Here is a 15,066-nt window from a genome sequence, read left to right on the forward strand (position 1 = left end):
GCCCAATAAATTCTCGACTGAGCAACAATAAGATTGCCACATCCTTTGGAATCCAACCGACCCATTGGCGCGATGGAATTCCACAGCTCGTCGATAGGCTGATCAATATGGAGCCGTCGCAATGAAAGGTATCATTCTTGCTGGTGGGTCGGGAACACGACTCCACCCCATGACGATGGCCGTCTCCAAACAGATGATGCCAGTCTACGACAAGCCTATGATCTACTACCCTCTCTCCACCCTCATGTTGGCGGGGATTCGAGAGATAATGATCATCTCAACACCTCGGGATCTTCCGCAATTTCAGGCCTTATTGAGGGACGGGTCTCAGTGGGGGCTGTCGATCTCATACGCAGAGCAGCCAACCCCAGACGGCTTAGCGCAGGCTTATGTAATCGGTGCAGAATTCGTGGATAGGAAGCCGTCAGCCCTGATTTTGGGCGACAACATCTTCTACGGGCACGGCTCTACCGCGCTGTTCGAGGCCGCTTGCAACCGCCCCAGCGGCGCCTCGGTATTTGCTTATCATGTCAATGATCCCGAGCGTTATGGCGTTATCGAGTTTGATGAGAAAAGGCGCGCCATATCAATCGAGGAAAAGCCAGCCTCCCCGAAATCAAACTGGGCCGTGACGGGGCTTTATTTCTATGACGAGCGGGTGATCGACATCGCCGCAGACCTCACGCCTTCAAGTCGCGGAGAGTTGGAAATCACTGATGTAAACCGCGCCTATCTTGAGCGTGGCGATCTGAATGTCGAGACCATGGGGCGTGGGTTTGCGTGGCTTGATACGGGCACCCCTGAAAGCCTCATCGAGGCGGCGGAGTTCGTTCGGACGATCGAGAAACGCCAGGGCGTCAAGATTGCTTGTCCAGAAGAGATCGCGCTCGACCAAGGGTTCATCGACCTACTCCAGTTCGAGAAATTAGCCACAGAGCTAGGTAAGAGCGCTTATGGCCAATATCTTCGCAAACTGCTGTCAATACGTCATTGAAATCAGAACTTGAGCTTTCCTAATTGCTCCACATTCGAGATATGAAGCTGCCGCATATACTGAGCGAGGATGTGCATTAGGGATTGGTGAGCATCTTCGATAACACCATAGTTTTGCGCGTCCACATGCAGCGAGACATCGGCCAGTTTCGCAGTTTCGCCGCCAGAAAAGCCTGTCATGGACAATGTACGCATACCCAATGACTTGGCCGTCTTCACTGCATTTATAATATTTGGAGACGATCCGGACGAACTAATTGCGACCAGTACATCTCCTTCGGAGCCAAGCGACTCTAGCTGGAAGGAAAACATCTGCTCAGAACCAATATCGTTCACAATGGCAGTGATCAATTCGACTGTTGACGACAGGCTGACAACCTTAGGCTTCAGATTCGAGTTGGTCCGAACACCCTTTAGGCAATCGCAGACGAGGTGATTGGCGATAGCCGCTGAGCCGCCGTTTCCACAGCTATATATCGTACGGCCGGCTTGCGCGGCGTCCGACAACAACCGGCCAGCAGCCGTCATCGCATCTGTCGATACGGTTGCGTACGCGTCGTTCAGGCGATCAAAATACGCACGTGCGTAATCTCCTGCATGTTCGATCCGTTGCGTAGGAAAAAAACTCATCGGCGTTCCATCCGTCAGTTTGGATTGTAGAATAGTATTCTAGATCCAAGCGGCTCAAACCCAAAAGGCACCCGCCTGAGACCCAGGGCTTTTTCAATGTCCGCATGACGATCTTCGTCCGCATAGAACATCATGAAGCCGCCCGCGCCTGCGCCGAGCAGTTTGCCCCCTAGCGCGCCGGCTCCGATCGCCCTGTCGTACCAGTCATCGATCTCCACGCTGCTGATACTGGATGTAAGCGATTTTTTCAGCATCCAGTTCTCGTGCAGAACTTCACCAAATCCATCGAGATGGCCGGCACTCAGCTCATCACGAAGATAATAGGCCAGTTCGACCATTCGCCTCAAAGTATTCTGCTTGTCCGCCTGCGAGGCGGAGACTTTGCATTGCTCGCGTAGGATGTGTGAGGCGCTCCGCGTCCTGCCTGTGTAAAAAGTTACAATCCGACGCTCAAGGGTGTTCCTGATAGTGTCGGACATCACCACAGGAGACACTGCGACGCTGTCGTCAGGTTTGAATTCGATGAGGTTGAAGCCGCCGAATGCCGCCGCATACTGATCTTGCTTACCGATAGGTTCTCCGCATCGCTCGATTTCAACCTCACAACTCTTCTCGGCCAATGCTTCAGCAGAAACATGGCGTCCAAGATAAGCGGAAACTGCCTGTATCAAACCCACGGTGAAAGAACTTGAAGATCCCAGCCCTGTTCCCCTTGAAGGGATATCTGCAGTGGTGGTGATTTCGACGCCGCCTTCCAGATTCAACATCTCAAAAGTGGCTCGCAACAGCCGATGATCGATTTCCTGCAGAGAAGAAACTTCTTCTGTCTTTGAATAAGCTAGACGAATACCCCCGTCGAATTTCTTATTAACTGTAACATAAACGTATTTGCGAATTGCGGTCGAAAGGACGGCACCTCCGAATTGTCTGTAAAACGAGCTGATATCGCTCCCCCCTCCCACAAAACTCATGCGGAGGGGTGTGCGGCTAATGATCATTATTATCTCTCAGTCCGATAGGATGTGATCGACTGCGGCTGAGAGATCGGCACATCGGAGAGTGGGCTCTACCTCCGGCCATTTCCCATCACGCCCCCCCTCACCTGTTTCGAGCAATATAGTCCGGAGGCCGAAGGCGGCACCAGCCTTCGCGTCCGCTGTACTATCGCCAATCATCCAGGATTGCTGGATGTCTATGTTCATGCGGTCAGCAGCTTGTTCGAACATGCCCGTGCCCGGTTTTCTGCACGCACACGGCCCCTTCAAGGCTGCCACCTCGCCCGGAAAACCACCATCGGGATGGTGCGGACAGAGTTGGACGGCGTCGAACCATCCTCCTTCCGCACCAACTTGGGTTTCAAGGCGTGCGTGGATCGCGCCCATGGTTTGAAAATCGCATTCGCCACGGGCGATCACAGGCTGATTCGTCACCACCACGACGCGATACTCGGCCTCGTTGAGGCGGCGGATCGCATTGCCGACACCCGGAAGGAGATCAAGATCCTCAGGGCGGCGCACATAGTCACGAAGGACGTTTAGAGTGCCGTCGCGATCAACGAATACGACCTTCTGCGCCGCATTGCGTCGCGCTCGTATTGGAACGCCTGACCGAAGGTGTCGCTCCACTTTGTCTAGGCGCTTGGGCGTTCCAAGATCCTTGATGTACTCGAAGCTGACATAGCCATGCAGATGCTGGCCCTTTGCGACCATCGCAGGAAAAAGATCTTTGGCGAAATCGAGCGGAGTACTGGCTTCGCTCCAAGGCTCCAGCGCTTTGCGTTCGCAAATATAGAAGGCCGCATTCACGAGGTTTCTGAGCTCAGCCCCGGGCGGATGAGGATATCCGTGCAGTCCCCGAACATGACCATCTGGATCAATTTCGACCAGGTCGGAATCGGCGGGATGGTCGTTTGGATGAAGGAACAGTGTGACGTCGGCCTTTGCATCCGTATGCGCCTGCATCATTGCTGCGATATCGATATCGAACAGCGTATCGCCATACACGATAAGAAACTGCTCCGAGAGCCACGGCATTACCGCTAGGACCGCGCCTGCCGTACCGCGAGGCACGCCGTCGTCGATCAAACGCGCTTTCGGAGCCCTCGCCCCCCGAGTTTCAAAGAAGGCTTCGATCTGGTCAGCCGCATGATTGACCAGCACAAGGACCTCTTCAATCCCCTGCTCCGCCAGAAGAACAAGCTGCCGCTCCAGCAAGGGGATACCGTCTACGTCTACGAGCGGCTTGGGGCGGCCGTTCAGTCTGTCGGCAAGACGAGTCCCCCTCCCCCCAGCAAGAATAACGGCCTGACGCATCACGAAACCAGTTCTTGCCCAGCGATCTCGCCGACGGCTTGACGCACTGCCTCATGAGAAGAAAGCGTGGGACGCCAACCGGCCTTGAGCAGGTTATCGACTGAATAGCGGAAACGCGGCACGTCCCCGACCCACCCACGATTTTCCTTGCCATAGCGGATGCTCGCCGACGTGTTGACCCGATCTCTCACTGCCTCGGCGATCTCTCGCACTGTGATGCCGGCATCCACGGGGCCGATATTGTATACCAGATAGGCTCCATCCAGACCCGCGATGAAACGCATCGCGCTTACCAGATCGTCGATGTGGAGATAGGCTTTCTGCTGCGTACCGTCACCGAGGACCTCCAAGACGGAGTCATCAGCTTTCAACTTGCGGACGAAATCCCAGATCACCCCGTGGGTGGCGGGAATCCCGATTACATTGGGGAATCTGAAGATACTGGCTCGTTTCAACCACGCTTCTGACGCAGCGCGAATCTGGGCTTCCGACGCCAGCTTCATCGCGCCATAGTTGGAAATGGGTTGAAGCGGCCCGATGTCCTCGTGAATTTCCGTATCGCCGAAATCACCGTAGATGGCTGAACTGGAGGCAAAGTGTAACGTCCCCATTCCCTTAGCCTTCATCACCTCCAGGATGACGAACGTCGTCATAAAAGTTCGTTCGAGGTCGATGCGAGGATCAGCGACGCCAGCTGGGATATCGGAGTTTGCCGCCAGATGCCAAACGACGCAGTCCGCGCCCTCATATCCCTCAAGCGCCGCCATCAGATCTCGAAAATTGGAGCAGTCCGCTTTTCGAAACGAAAATTCCGGGATTCCGTAAAGCGGGGCGATTACATCCTCGCGACCACGTGAAAGATCATCGATGGCGATCACGGTATGCTGGTCCGCCAGCAGTGAGGCAGCGAGATTTGCTCCCACAAAACCCGCGCCACCAGTGATGATATGTGTGGACATTCCGCCTCGCTCTGATGCTGGACGTAGTTAGCGTATGGCGGTAGCCAGAAGCAACTCGTCGGACGCACCAGCGTCCGCCACAACTCCTGGTGAATCCGGATGACCGAAAAGGCGCTATTGGACGATGCCGCCGCCCAAGCTGCCGCGATACGCCTGGCGGCTGCTCAACGCGACGCAAACGCTCATGTTGACGATATGGAGAGGCTCGACACGTACGCTCGGTCTTTGGAACGGATCGCCTCTCGGGCGATCCAGGATCGGCAATCGCTTAGCTGGCTGGTGGCAAGCCCGCTTCGCTGGCTTGAGCGACATACCATTGCCCGAAGGCCCTCCCTTCCCCTTCTTCCGCTCTCGGAGACTCCAAAGCGCCCCCGCATTATTTTTATAAATGGATGCACGGAGGGGGAGTCTCAAAGATACAGAATCCGAAACTTGATGAGCGGACTTAGAAAACTCGGCGTGTGCTGCACTGAAATAATGTTAAGCGAGTGTCGTCGCATTTTCTATCAAAACATGAACCCTGAAGTCGTTGTTTTTTTCAGATCTTTGAACACCCCAAAGAATGATTATTCAGACGTTATTTTTCGGCTAAAATCCTTGGGAACACGCGTCTTCTTTGATATTGACGATTATGTCGTAGACCCAGAAATACTTGATCAAATCGACGTTTATCGGCGTCTCAATTCAGCCGGGCAGGAATCTTACAAAAATGAGGTTTTGGGATACCTGTCGATGATGAGACTTTGCGGGCGTGCGACCGCTGCAACGCCCCATCTGGCGATCGCCATGGACAGACTGGGCGCGGACACCCGCCACGTTACCAACTCGTTCAATGATGCGCAGCTGGCCAGGTCGATAGAGTTGAATTCGAAAAGCAAACGCAGAGACGGAAAGTTTCGTATTTCATATCTTTCTGGAAGCGCGACGCACGGGCAGGACTTTAAAGAATGCGAGTCCGCTCTACTAACATTCTTAAAAGTTCACGGGAACGTAGTTTTTACGCTGGTCGGATTTCTTGACCTTGGAGATCATTGGGAGAGTGTTGCTAGTCAAGTTGAGTCAATCCCATTTACAGAATACGTCGACACACTCGATATACTGAATGATAGTGATCTCAACATCGCCTGTCTCGACGAAAAGTCTTCATTCTGTCAGAGCAAGAGCGAGCTCAAATACTTCGAGAGCGCATTAGTGAAAACTCCAACATTGGCAAGCAGGACGGCGTCGTACCGATCAGCAATAGTCGACGGCCGTAACGGTATGCTGGCCTCGTCACACTCTGAGTGGTTGGAGAAGCTAGAGGCGATGTTCAACTCGCCCTGTCTTGGCCGGGCCATTGGAAACGAGGCGCACGCTGCCGTTCTTCACCGTTATTCCGACACTTATGCGGCTCGACAAGCCTTGTCGGCCTATGGCATTAGTGAACACGCAGCGTGACGTTGCTTTTTCGCGCCATACGTATCGCTAGAAAACGCCTGCGCTTGTTGCAGAGAGCTGCTGAGAAGCACCTCACTCCACTTCGTGAACATCAGGCACGTCGTTTGCTGCAAGCTCGTCGGCAGCCCTATGAGGCATGGCTTGACGTTAACCAGCCCTCGCGGATTGGTTCGGCGTCGTTGATTCTTGCTCTGTCCCAAGCGGGCAAGAAACCGCCGTCCATTTCGGTCATCATGCCCGTCTATCGCGCGCCGCTAGACGCTCTTGAGGAGGCTATCGCTTCGGTCAAGTCGCAAACATTTCAGAACTGGGAACTTTGTATCGCGGACGACTCCGGCATGGAATCCGATACTAGGAATTGGTTGCGAGGGAACACGCACCTTGATCCACGGATCCACCTGACGATACGCGAAAAGAACGGTGGAATAGCTGCAGCGACCAACAGTGCAGCCTCGATAGCAAAAAACGATATCCTCGTTTTTCTCGATCAGGACGATCTTCTTCACGAGGACTGCCTTGCAGAAATTGCGCTTTATTATGCGAAGGTTCCATTCGCTGACGTCGTCTATACCGACCATGACAAGATCGACAAATCTGGAAACAGATTTGACCCAGCGTTCAAACCGGGATGGTCGCCAACGCTGTTACTATCACACATGTATCTAGGTCATACGCTTTCGGTGAGACGGGCACTTTTCGAAGATGTCGGTGGAGTTCGTCCCGCATTCGACGGCGCTCAGGATTTCGATCTGGCGTTGAGATTATCGGAGAAAGCCCGTCACATCGGACACATCCCAAGGATCTTATATCATTGGCGCGTTTCACCGGGCTCGACCGCAGCGTCCGGCGACGCAAAACCAGAAAGCCTGCAGGCCGGGCATCAGGCGGTGACCGAGGCGCTCGCTAGACGAAATATTGCTGGCGAAGCGGTGCAGACGGGGTGGTCGCTTAGGCGACGCGTCGGCCTGTACAAAGTGGCTTTCCGTGGTGATCTGCCCAAGGTGACAGTAGTTCTTCCTCGTCTCAATGATCATGAGGCGCTGCAAGCGATGCTAAAATCTTTCGCCAAAACGGATTATCCATCTTGGGATATTCTGACGGACAACGATTTACCATCAAATTGTCACGTCAGTCTTTCGCTGACGCATGTACAAATTGATGCTGAACTTGACGGCGCGGCACGATGGCAGGCGATGGCGTTCAAGACGGATGCGCCATTTGTAATGCTTCTAGCCTCGGGCGTATCGCCATTGTCGAAGGATTGGTTGAAGCAGCTCGTGGGACAGGCCGTAATGGCCGAGGCAGATGTCGTAGGCGGACAATCGCGCCGAAATGGCCGCATCGCTGAGAACGGCTTGGTGCTTGATGGCGCAGGCGACGCCGCTCAACCACGGCTAGAAGGATCCAAGCCCAACACAGCCGGTCCCTATTTTTCAGCACAAGCTGCGCACGAAAGTCTCGCGCCGAGTTCACACGCATTGCTAGTAAAGCGAGACAGACTATTGGCGCTCAACGTATCGAGCTTGGGCGGCCACTCGCCTCTCGCGGCAGTCGCTACCGCCATGACCAAGTGCAAGCCCGGACTTGTCGTCCCTTCGGCGATCTTTGAGACGCGGGAGGCGACCAAGCGCCGCATCAGAACCAGAACCGCGCTGCCGCTCGATCGATATGTGAACGAGAATCTGATGAGGAATGGTGGTGGTTCAGCAAGAGCGGTATGCGTTCCCCTACCAGCGGGCCAAGTCACAGCCGCTTTGTTTTGCCATAATCTTGCCCATGAGGGGGCTCCGCGCACCTTGGTCGATCTGGCGATCGGACTGAAACGAAAGGGTCGGATCTCCCCAATTCTGATCTCCCCTGCCGACGGCCCATTGGGAGATGAATGCCGGCAGGCCGGGATCCCGGTTTCGATCCTGAAGGCCGATAATCTGTTGACTTGGCCAGACGCCGCTGCGGACCATCTGAAGACTAACGCCGCGGACATCGTGCTGGCCAATTCCCTTCAAAGTTGGCGCGCCCTTGAAGCAGCAAGACTTGCGGGAAAACCCGCCGTGGTATGGCAGCATGAGAGCGACGCTTGGCATTGCTTCTTCAAGAATCTGCCCGATCGAGGTGCACAGGCCTACAAGCTGCTGCAGTCGGCGTACGCCGTCGCATATGTCGCTGAAGCGACCAGGACCGCTTGGAGAGATGTCACGCAAGACAACAGCATCTTCATCCCCACGTCCCTGCCAGATTCGGCAGGAATTCGACTAGCGCCGACCAAGGAAGCCGCTCGACTACATCTCGGCCAGGACCCGAAGACGTTCCAGTTTCTGCTTCCGGGAACAGTGTGTGAGCGCAAAGGCCAAATCGACGCCATCAAGGCGTTCTCCGCTCTGCCGACAGACATCGCCGTGTCGTCTCGTCTCTTCGTAGTCGGAGCTCAACCGGAAGATGCGTATCTGAGGGCGATCAAGGCCGCGCTTGCACGCGCACCCGAACCACATAGATCCAGCATCGTTCTAACAGGCCCCGTCGAAGACATGACGCCTTGGTTCGCCGCCTCCGATGTGGTGGTATGCACGTCGCGAATAGAAAGCGCACCTCGAATCATTTTGGAAGCTATGGCTGCGGGCAGACCAATCGTGACAACGCCCGTCTATGGAATTCGGGAAATGCTCGAACCGGGTTCTGCGCTTTTCTATCAGCCAGGCGAGGACGCAGATTTAGCGCGCCTTATGGCTAAGCTCTACAGCAATGCAGAGGTTAGGGTAGGCTTGGCGACGAGAGCAGAGCGCATAATCCAAGATCGAATCAGTAATGACGAAATGATCAACGAATGGGAACGAATTCTACTTTCGGCTGCGCGATCTACGCTTTAGGAATGATCCAAGAGCGGCGGCTTGCCGTCTCCATCCTGTCGGGTCAGTATGCATTCCCGATGTGTCTATCCAACCGAGGTCGCCTTGCCCTTCTCTAAAGTTACACCCGACGCTCTTTCAACTGGGAAGTGTGGCGTTTGCGCATCTCATGGCACAACATCAAAATACTTGGAATGTAAAAGCCTAGACTCTGGATTTGCTCGACTTTGGATATGTTCCAATTGTTTCGCAATATACAATTCGACGGCAGAAGACCGAGAGATGGATGTTTTAGATTGGCAGAAAAAATGGTCTCAAATTGACGATTTTTACTCTGTTCCGCCACCGCAAGAATTCGAGGCGGCTCTAAAGAATCACGGAGCAGTATTCGACTTCTTCTCCAAGGATTTGGACCGGCAATTTTCAGGATCCTATCTTGAAGTTGGCGCGGGCGGGGGCATGATGGCTGCTGCTGCGGCAACACGATTTCAGGTGGCGAATGTCTTCGACCACGTGACCGATCGGCTTAATCAAGTCAAAGAACGCGTAGGAGATCACTACAGGATTGTCTCTGCTGATGAAATCGCCAGCCTGGAAACCGATACAGTTCTAATATGGCATGCAATGGAGCACTTCCTGGATCCCGGAGCGGTCTTTGAACTATGCGCAAAGACATTAAAGCCAGGAGGCCTTTTCTTCATACAAGTTCCAGTACTTAGCTATGAGCATGTATACCCCGGCCACTACTATTTTTATTGTGAGAGAAGCTTCGAAGTCCTGGCAAAAAATAACAACCTGAACATTTTGAAGTTTTATTACGACCACGCAATGAATGCTATGACCGTCGCATTGCAGGCGAATACAGTTTAGTTGATGGAATTAGTGAACGCGGCTCAAATGCAATTTTATCAGGGCTAGGGAACCATGGAAGCATGGATGCATGAGCGAAACGCCTAACATTGCAGGAGCTACATTCGACCAGAGGGCATCCATTGTCACACGGTATCGCCCTTGACGTCGCGCGGGCTCGAAATAGTTGATCGTATTGCCGTAGGGCCCCCAGCTAAACTGGAGCGCTACTTCACTAGTGAAGTCACCAATGCTCCACTCACTATCTACCCGCCAACGTCCTGGAGACAGCGCCAAAAATGGCCCTTCCACAAGGCCTCGGGCGCGACCAGTCAGGTCAATAACGTCGATACCGAACATATCGGCGCCCGGAACGCGTAGAAGCGACCCGTCCCACTCCGCACAGACATCCGGCCGTGTCGGCAAAATTTCGAAATGCGCCAATGTTTTTTTTGCGCGCCTGACGATATCCATATTGGGCGAATAGACGGATGCAGTTTCGCTGCGTTTTACATCCCCCAAAAGCGGCACCTGAACCCGATCTTCATCGGCATCGATGAATCTTGCGCCTCGATGGATAAGAAAATCTGCCGCAGCCATAACGCTTGAGGTCAAGCTGACGCACTCATCTCCATTGAGGTCTAGTACACTCTGTATCCACGCGGCGGCTTCGCTGGAAGATCGTCCAAGCACTACCCATTGATCAACGTCTAGACCCAAAATCTGTGCTGGGTCAGAAGTCACAAGCAGATGATTCAGCTCAGAATCTCGCTCTTCCGAAAGCGAGCCCTCATGCGTCATCCAGCCAGAAGCGGCCGCATGACGGTAAAGGTCACTACGCCATCCCTGCTCATTGTGTGATGGTATTTGGTAGACACCTACAACCGACATATCTTAAGCAGCCCGGAGCCAGGAATATACATCAACAGCCTCTCCGATATCGTCGAACATCTTGGCTCTTCCCCCCTCGACGATAAGCGCGCGCTCACAGACATGAGAGATCAAGTTCATGTCGTGTGATGCAATCAGAAACGCTCGATCTCGACGTGCGCCGAAAAGCTCCTCTGCGCATTTGGCTTGAAAACGAGCATCGCCTACGGCGACAAGCTCATCGATAAGGTAGCAGTCGAAATCGATAGCGAGAGACAGACCGAAAGCCAGCCGGGCTCGCATTCCAGATGAGTAATGCTTGACGGGTCGCTCCAGAGCGGTGCCTAGCTCGGCGAACGACTCGACGCGTTCAAACACCTCATCATAGGATCTTTCGTAGATTCTGGTGATAAAGCGAATATTGTCCAGTCCACTCAGACTGCCCTGAAAGCCGCCGCCGAAGCCGATCGGCCAGGAAGGCGACATCTTCCAGTCTACAATGCCGGCTGTGGGCGCGAGAACACCGCCTAGAATTTTTATGAGCGTGGATTTCCCCTGACCGTTCCGTCCGAGAACCGCCAAACGCTCTCCACGCCCGACATCGAAGTTCAAATCCTCAAAGAGAACCCGTGCACCAGCGCCGGAGTAACGCTTGGACAACCTCCGAACGACTAAGCCCGCATCGGCACCGTTTGTCATGAATGATGACGGCTTTCGCGGAGGCCTGCCCAGACCAGCCATCCCCCGCCATAGATCAAAAGGCAGGTGGCGAAGACAGCCAAGATCGAAAGCAAACGCTTGGGTTGCGAGGCGTCACTGGGCAAGGTCGGATCGACCACGCGATCCAGGTAGAGTTTTTGGCGCCTCGCATCGATCTGCGCCGTTTCGAGAGACGCAGAAGCCGCCGTCACGGCTCGGCTCGCAAGTTCGCGGTTCAGTATCATTGCCTCATAGGCGCCAGCCTTGCGAACTAGTGAATCATTGTCACCCGCGATCCGCCCGCGTTCGACCTCTAACTGCGCGTTGAGCGCCCTAATGCGCCCGTCCAAGGTTGGCAGAGTAGGGCTTTGAGGCGTTTGCTCAGCGACGAGGGCACGTTCAGCCCGCGCAGTCGCAAGCTCGACTGCGAGCTTGCCGATCAGTTCGGTGCTTACGCTCGCAGATTGCTCAGGGTCGAAAAACTGCTCGCGATTTCGGAAAGCCGTCAATTCACCCTGAATGGCGACGAGACGACTACGCGCTCTCTCCACCGTCATTTCAGCCTGACTTACAGCATCCTGATTTGCACGCTCGTTCAAGTTATTGATGAGGCGCTCCCCACCAATGAGCAGCTGCTGTGCGACGGCCTGCGCATCTTTTGGACTGAAAGCTTCCACCCTGAGCGTACTGATGCCGGTGGTCGCGTTATATCCGATGGTCAAATATCCCTTAAGTCCATTATGAAGTTCATCGAAGCTTCCAGACTGCCAAGGCTTGGGCACGCGGGAAAACGGGTCGGCCGCAGACTTCCCATACATTCGGCGCAAATCCAGAGTCCGAGACAATTCCCGAAGCGCTGCAGGCGACTCCACATATTCGTGAACGGCAAACGCGTCAGTCTGCGTAGACGCAATCCCCACACCCTGCAGTGCCACACCCAAAGACGAAGGCTGCTCCTTGGCCGGCGCACGGACAATGAAGCGAGCCTCGGACACATACCGGGGTGAAGCTAGCAGTAAAAAATAAATCGCGGCGATCAACGTCGGCAGCCCGACCACGAGCACCAAGGCGATCGGTACCCGCTGCAGAAAGGCTTTCTTGCCGCTCGCTTCGGCCAAGCCTGGCACAGGTCCCAAATAGGTCAGCTTGGAATCCGACATACGCACTGTCCGCTCGGTTCGATAGAGCGTGGTGAATAGGAGACTCTTATTCGATCTCCAAGTGCTTCTTTGCGCGGCTGACCATGAGCAGCCCGATCACGATGAGGACGGCCGCGCAAGCCAACAAATAGTCGGCATGATAGTAGGTGCTCACGAACTCTCCAAAAACTCCAGCCCGCACCATTTCAACCGCGTTAGGCATTGGGATGTGCAAATATGCGTCGCGATATTTGTCGGGAATCCAGGACGCCATTACAAAGGCGCCCGAGGCGGGGATCATGAGGTACATCACCACCTGAACGATTCGCTCGACGATCTCGTACTGCAGGGCCAACGCGGCAAAGATGAGAGCTATCCCCAGAGCTACCAGCGACATCAAGAACCAGCCGGAATAAAGAAGCAGCACATCGTGAGGCAGACCAACCTGGCCCAGACCGAACAGGACTGCGTAGACGACGAAGAACGCGATGGTTGCGCCCGCGACCTCCATAAGCCACCGTGACAGATAGATGTGCAGCACAGATATCTGGCGATGATAGAGCAGCCCGGCGTTTGCCTGAACTGCACTGAGACAGTGAGAAACGATATGCCGCAACAACAAGAGGCTCATATAGCCGGTCATCAAAAACGGCGCCAAGCGAACACCGTGCTCGTAGGGCGGCTTGATCACCGACCACATGATGAGAACGCCGAAGCAAAACATCAATGGCTCGGCGACGAGCCACATGAAGCCTATGCCTTCGCGGCCATACCTTGTCAGCATTTCACGCATGATGAGCGCGCCTATGATTCGTCGGTGGCGGTCGATCTGCTTCAGAACCATGTAGGGAGCTCTCGGTTGGTCTTCGCAACCGGCTAAGCCCTACCGAAGCGGTTTACAAGCGACCTCGGCCCTAGCGGGCGGATCACCCTAGCATTGCCTTGCCTTGGTTTGGGTCTTTCCGTATGCCCTTGCTTTGAAACCCATTGCTCAATCGATGGCGAGGACTATGAAGCCCAAAAGCGCCACGGCGACGACGAACCTCCCGGCCGCGTCGCAAGTCCATTCAGCTGAAACGCCAAGTGCCGATTTTCGCCTTGCCGTCCTGCAATCCGAGCTGAACTTCTACCGCAACAAGAGCCAGCGAGTTGAACGCGACATGCTCGTGCTTCGAGATGCTCTGAATCTGCAGGCTCCTGGAAACGGCGCCAGCCTGCCCTCCAGGAAAGAGCTGCAAAGACTGATTTCCGCGGACCGCCTTTATTCCGCAGCTCACGACGAGCAGCCAATCAGTTCCGAGCATGTAACCGCCTCGTCGGATACCCCGCCAGACTCGGACCGAGTTCGCATTTATGAACTCGAGAAGCAGATTCATGCATTGCAGGGCGTGATGCGCAGCCCACCGGTCCGATTGGCTAGGCTGTTGTCTGGCTGGGGACGCAATGTGAAACGGGCCTTGCGACGTAGAAGGCGGGCGCGGCCGTGAAGCGGCGCGTCCTAGTCACTGGCGCCAACGGCTATATTGGCCGTCACGTCGTTGAGAGCCTTCTACAGCGCGGCGATGTTGTCTATATCACCTCATCAAAGCCAGATGACTTTGGCGGCGAGGTCCGACGGCTTGACCAAAGCTGTTTCGACTTGGACATCGGGCGCATCACCGAGACCTGCGACAGCTGCATCCACCTCGCTTGGCGCGACGGATTCCGACACAATTCGGACGCCCACATGGCCGATCTATCGGCCCACTATCTCTTCCTGAGCTCACTATGCGCTGGAGGCCTGAAGAGCCTCACGGTCATGGGAACCATGCATGAGGTCGGTTATTGGGTAGGGCCTATCGACGAGCACACGCCGACCGATCCCCATTCGTTGTACGGAATTGCGAAGGACAGCCTTCGAAAGGCGCTTACTGCAAATCTGAAAGACAGCAGAACGGATTTTCGCTGGCTTCGCGCCTTCTACATCACGGGCGATGACCGGCACAGCCAATCCGTTTTCGGCAAGATACTCCGGAGTTATGAAGACGGTAAGCGGACCTTCCCCTTCACATCAGGTCGCAATCAGTGCGACTTCATTGATGTTGCTGAACTCGCAAGGCAAATCGTAGCAGCAGATGCACAGTCCAAAATCTTGGGCGTTATCAACTGTTGCTCTGGACAACCGGAGGCCTTGGCTGCTCGAGTCTTGAGGTTCTTGTCCGAAAATGGAATAGCGATGGACCTGCAGTACGGGGCCTTCCCGGATCGGGAATACGATTCGCCCAGTATCTGGGGCGACGCGTCAAAAATTAGGCAAATACTAGCAGCCACCGCATCCGAAATTACGGAGACATGA

14 protein-coding genes are annotated in these 15,066 nt (G+C 54.7%); 6 read left to right on the plus strand and 8 right to left on the minus strand.

The window, feature by feature from the left end; all coding sequences use genetic code 11:
* Nucleotides 1-121 precede the first annotated feature (121 nt).
* Nucleotides 122-994 carry a glucose-1-phosphate thymidylyltransferase RfbA gene (gene rfbA, locus BVE01S_RS14210; RefSeq protein ID WP_066628905.1) on the plus strand — a complete coding sequence of 291 codons (873 nt, stop codon included), beginning with the start codon at nucleotides 122-124 and terminating at the stop codon, nucleotides 992-994.
* 2 nt (nucleotides 995-996) lie between these two features.
* On the opposite strand, the gene BVE01S_RS14215 is transcribed toward rfbA, so the two are convergent.
* Genes BVE01S_RS14215 through BVE01S_RS14230 form a run of 4 tightly spaced genes read right to left on the minus strand, consistent with a single transcriptional unit; the run spans nucleotide 997 to nucleotide 4,894 of the window.
* The gene (locus BVE01S_RS14215) at nucleotides 997-1,623 is read right to left on the minus strand and encodes a D-sedoheptulose-7-phosphate isomerase (protein WP_066628907.1); all 627 of its coding nucleotides are present in this window, start codon (nucleotides 1,621-1,623) and stop codon (nucleotides 997-999) included.
* A 14-nt stretch (nucleotides 1,624-1,637) separates the two neighbouring features.
* A complete protein-coding gene (locus BVE01S_RS14220) occupies nucleotides 1,638-2,621 on the minus strand; it encodes a GHMP family kinase ATP-binding protein (RefSeq protein WP_066628909.1) in 984 nt (327 codons plus the stop codon).
* Nucleotides 2,622-2,630: 9 nt separating this feature from the next.
* Nucleotides 2,631-3,935, minus strand: coding sequence for an HAD-IIIA family hydrolase (locus BVE01S_RS14225; protein WP_066628912.1), 1,305 nt, complete (start codon nucleotides 3,933-3,935; stop codon nucleotides 2,631-2,633).
* A complete protein-coding gene (locus tag BVE01S_RS14230) occupies nucleotides 3,935-4,894 on the minus strand; it encodes an NAD-dependent epimerase/dehydratase family protein (protein ID WP_066628915.1) in 960 nt (319 codons plus the stop codon). Before BVE01S_RS14230 ends, BVE01S_RS14225 begins: the two co-directional genes overlap by 1 nt.
* A gap of 99 nt (nucleotides 4,895-4,993) precedes the next feature.
* On the opposite strand from BVE01S_RS14230, the gene BVE01S_RS16590 reads away from it, so the two are divergent.
* The 3 genes from BVE01S_RS16590 (at nucleotide 4,994) to BVE01S_RS16600 (ending at nucleotide 10,044) form a co-directional block, all read left to right on the plus strand.
* Nucleotides 4,994-6,331 carry a glycosyltransferase family protein gene (locus tag BVE01S_RS16590; RefSeq protein ID WP_084375420.1) on the plus strand — a complete coding sequence of 446 codons (1,338 nt, stop codon included), beginning with the start codon at nucleotides 4,994-4,996 and terminating at the stop codon, nucleotides 6,329-6,331.
* Nucleotides 6,328-9,195 carry a glycosyltransferase gene (locus tag BVE01S_RS16595; protein WP_157076471.1) on the plus strand — a complete coding sequence of 956 codons (2,868 nt, stop codon included), beginning with the start codon at nucleotides 6,328-6,330 and terminating at the stop codon, nucleotides 9,193-9,195. The genes BVE01S_RS16590 and BVE01S_RS16595 overlap by 4 nt, the downstream gene beginning before the upstream one ends.
* Nucleotides 9,196-9,456: 261 nt before the next feature.
* Entirely contained in the window at nucleotides 9,457-10,044 is a 588-nt protein-coding gene (locus BVE01S_RS16600; protein ID WP_169802128.1) for a class I SAM-dependent methyltransferase, read from the plus strand.
* 9 nt (nucleotides 10,045-10,053) lie between these two features.
* Here BVE01S_RS16600 and BVE01S_RS16890 read toward each other — a convergent pair whose 3' ends face one another.
* The 4 genes from BVE01S_RS16890 to BVE01S_RS14260 are packed head-to-tail and all read right to left on the minus strand — an operon-like array spanning nucleotide 10,054 to nucleotide 13,575.
* Nucleotides 10,054-10,914, minus strand: coding sequence for a hypothetical protein (locus BVE01S_RS16890; RefSeq protein ID WP_157076473.1), 861 nt, complete (start codon nucleotides 10,912-10,914; stop codon nucleotides 10,054-10,056).
* Nucleotides 10,915-10,917: 3 nt separating this feature from the next.
* Nucleotides 10,918-11,553 carry an ABC transporter ATP-binding protein gene (locus BVE01S_RS14250; protein ID WP_244878391.1) on the minus strand — a complete coding sequence of 212 codons (636 nt, stop codon included), beginning with the start codon at nucleotides 11,551-11,553 and terminating at the stop codon, nucleotides 10,918-10,920.
* A gap of 35 nt (nucleotides 11,554-11,588) precedes the next feature.
* Complete coding sequence (locus tag BVE01S_RS14255) at nucleotides 11,589-12,752, minus strand: KpsE/RkpR family capsule polysaccharide export protein (RefSeq protein ID WP_066628933.1); 1,164 nt, start codon at nucleotides 12,750-12,752, stop codon at nucleotides 11,589-11,591.
* A gap of 46 nt (nucleotides 12,753-12,798) precedes the next feature.
* Nucleotides 12,799-13,575, minus strand: coding sequence for an ABC transporter permease (locus BVE01S_RS14260; RefSeq protein ID WP_066628936.1), 777 nt, complete (start codon nucleotides 13,573-13,575; stop codon nucleotides 12,799-12,801).
* Nucleotides 13,576-13,741: 166 nt separating this feature from the next.
* Here BVE01S_RS14260 and BVE01S_RS16895 point away from each other — a divergent pair, with 166 nt between their 5' ends.
* Together BVE01S_RS16895 and BVE01S_RS14270 are read left to right on the plus strand one after the other, a co-directional pair.
* Nucleotides 13,742-14,218: a hypothetical protein gene (locus BVE01S_RS16895; RefSeq protein ID WP_146112021.1), complete on the plus strand. Its 477-nt coding sequence runs from the start codon at nucleotides 13,742-13,744 to the stop codon at nucleotides 14,216-14,218.
* Nucleotides 14,215-15,066, plus strand: coding sequence for an NAD-dependent epimerase/dehydratase family protein (locus BVE01S_RS14270; RefSeq protein ID WP_066628942.1), 852 nt, complete (start codon nucleotides 14,215-14,217; stop codon nucleotides 15,064-15,066). Before BVE01S_RS16895 ends, BVE01S_RS14270 begins: the two co-directional genes overlap by 4 nt.

Source organism: Brevundimonas vesicularis NBRC 12165 (assembly GCF_001592205.1).
GTDB lineage: Bacteria > Pseudomonadota > Alphaproteobacteria > Caulobacterales > Caulobacteraceae > Brevundimonas > Brevundimonas vesicularis.

Coding starts and splice junctions, on each gene's coding strand:
- rfbA (WP_066628905.1), top strand. CDS start 122: ATGAAAGGTATCATTCTTGCTGGTGGGTCGGGAACACGACTCCACCCC.
- BVE01S_RS14215 (WP_066628907.1), bottom strand. CDS start 1,623: ATGAGTTTTTTTCCTACGCAACGGATCGAACATGCAGGAGATTACGCA.
- BVE01S_RS14220 (WP_066628909.1), bottom strand. CDS start 2,621: ATGATCATTAGCCGCACACCCCTCCGCATGAGTTTTGTGGGAGGGGGG.
- BVE01S_RS14225 (WP_066628912.1), bottom strand. CDS start 3,935: ATGCGTCAGGCCGTTATTCTTGCTGGGGGGAGGGGGACTCGTCTTGCC.
- BVE01S_RS14230 (WP_066628915.1), bottom strand. CDS start 4,894: ATGTCCACACATATCATCACTGGTGGCGCGGGTTTTGTGGGAGCAAAT.
- BVE01S_RS16590 (WP_084375420.1), top strand. CDS start 4,994: ATGACCGAAAAGGCGCTATTGGACGATGCCGCCGCCCAAGCTGCCGCG.
- BVE01S_RS16600 (WP_169802128.1), top strand. CDS start 9,457: ATGGATGTTTTAGATTGGCAGAAAAAATGGTCTCAAATTGACGATTTT.
- BVE01S_RS16890 (WP_157076473.1), bottom strand. CDS start 10,914: ATGTCGGTTGTAGGTGTCTACCAAATACCATCACACAATGAGCAGGGA.
- BVE01S_RS14255 (WP_066628933.1), bottom strand. CDS start 12,752: ATGTCGGATTCCAAGCTGACCTATTTGGGACCTGTGCCAGGCTTGGCC.
- BVE01S_RS14260 (WP_066628936.1), bottom strand. CDS start 13,575: ATGGTTCTGAAGCAGATCGACCGCCACCGACGAATCATAGGCGCGCTC.
- BVE01S_RS16895 (WP_146112021.1), top strand. CDS start 13,742: ATGAAGCCCAAAAGCGCCACGGCGACGACGAACCTCCCGGCCGCGTCG.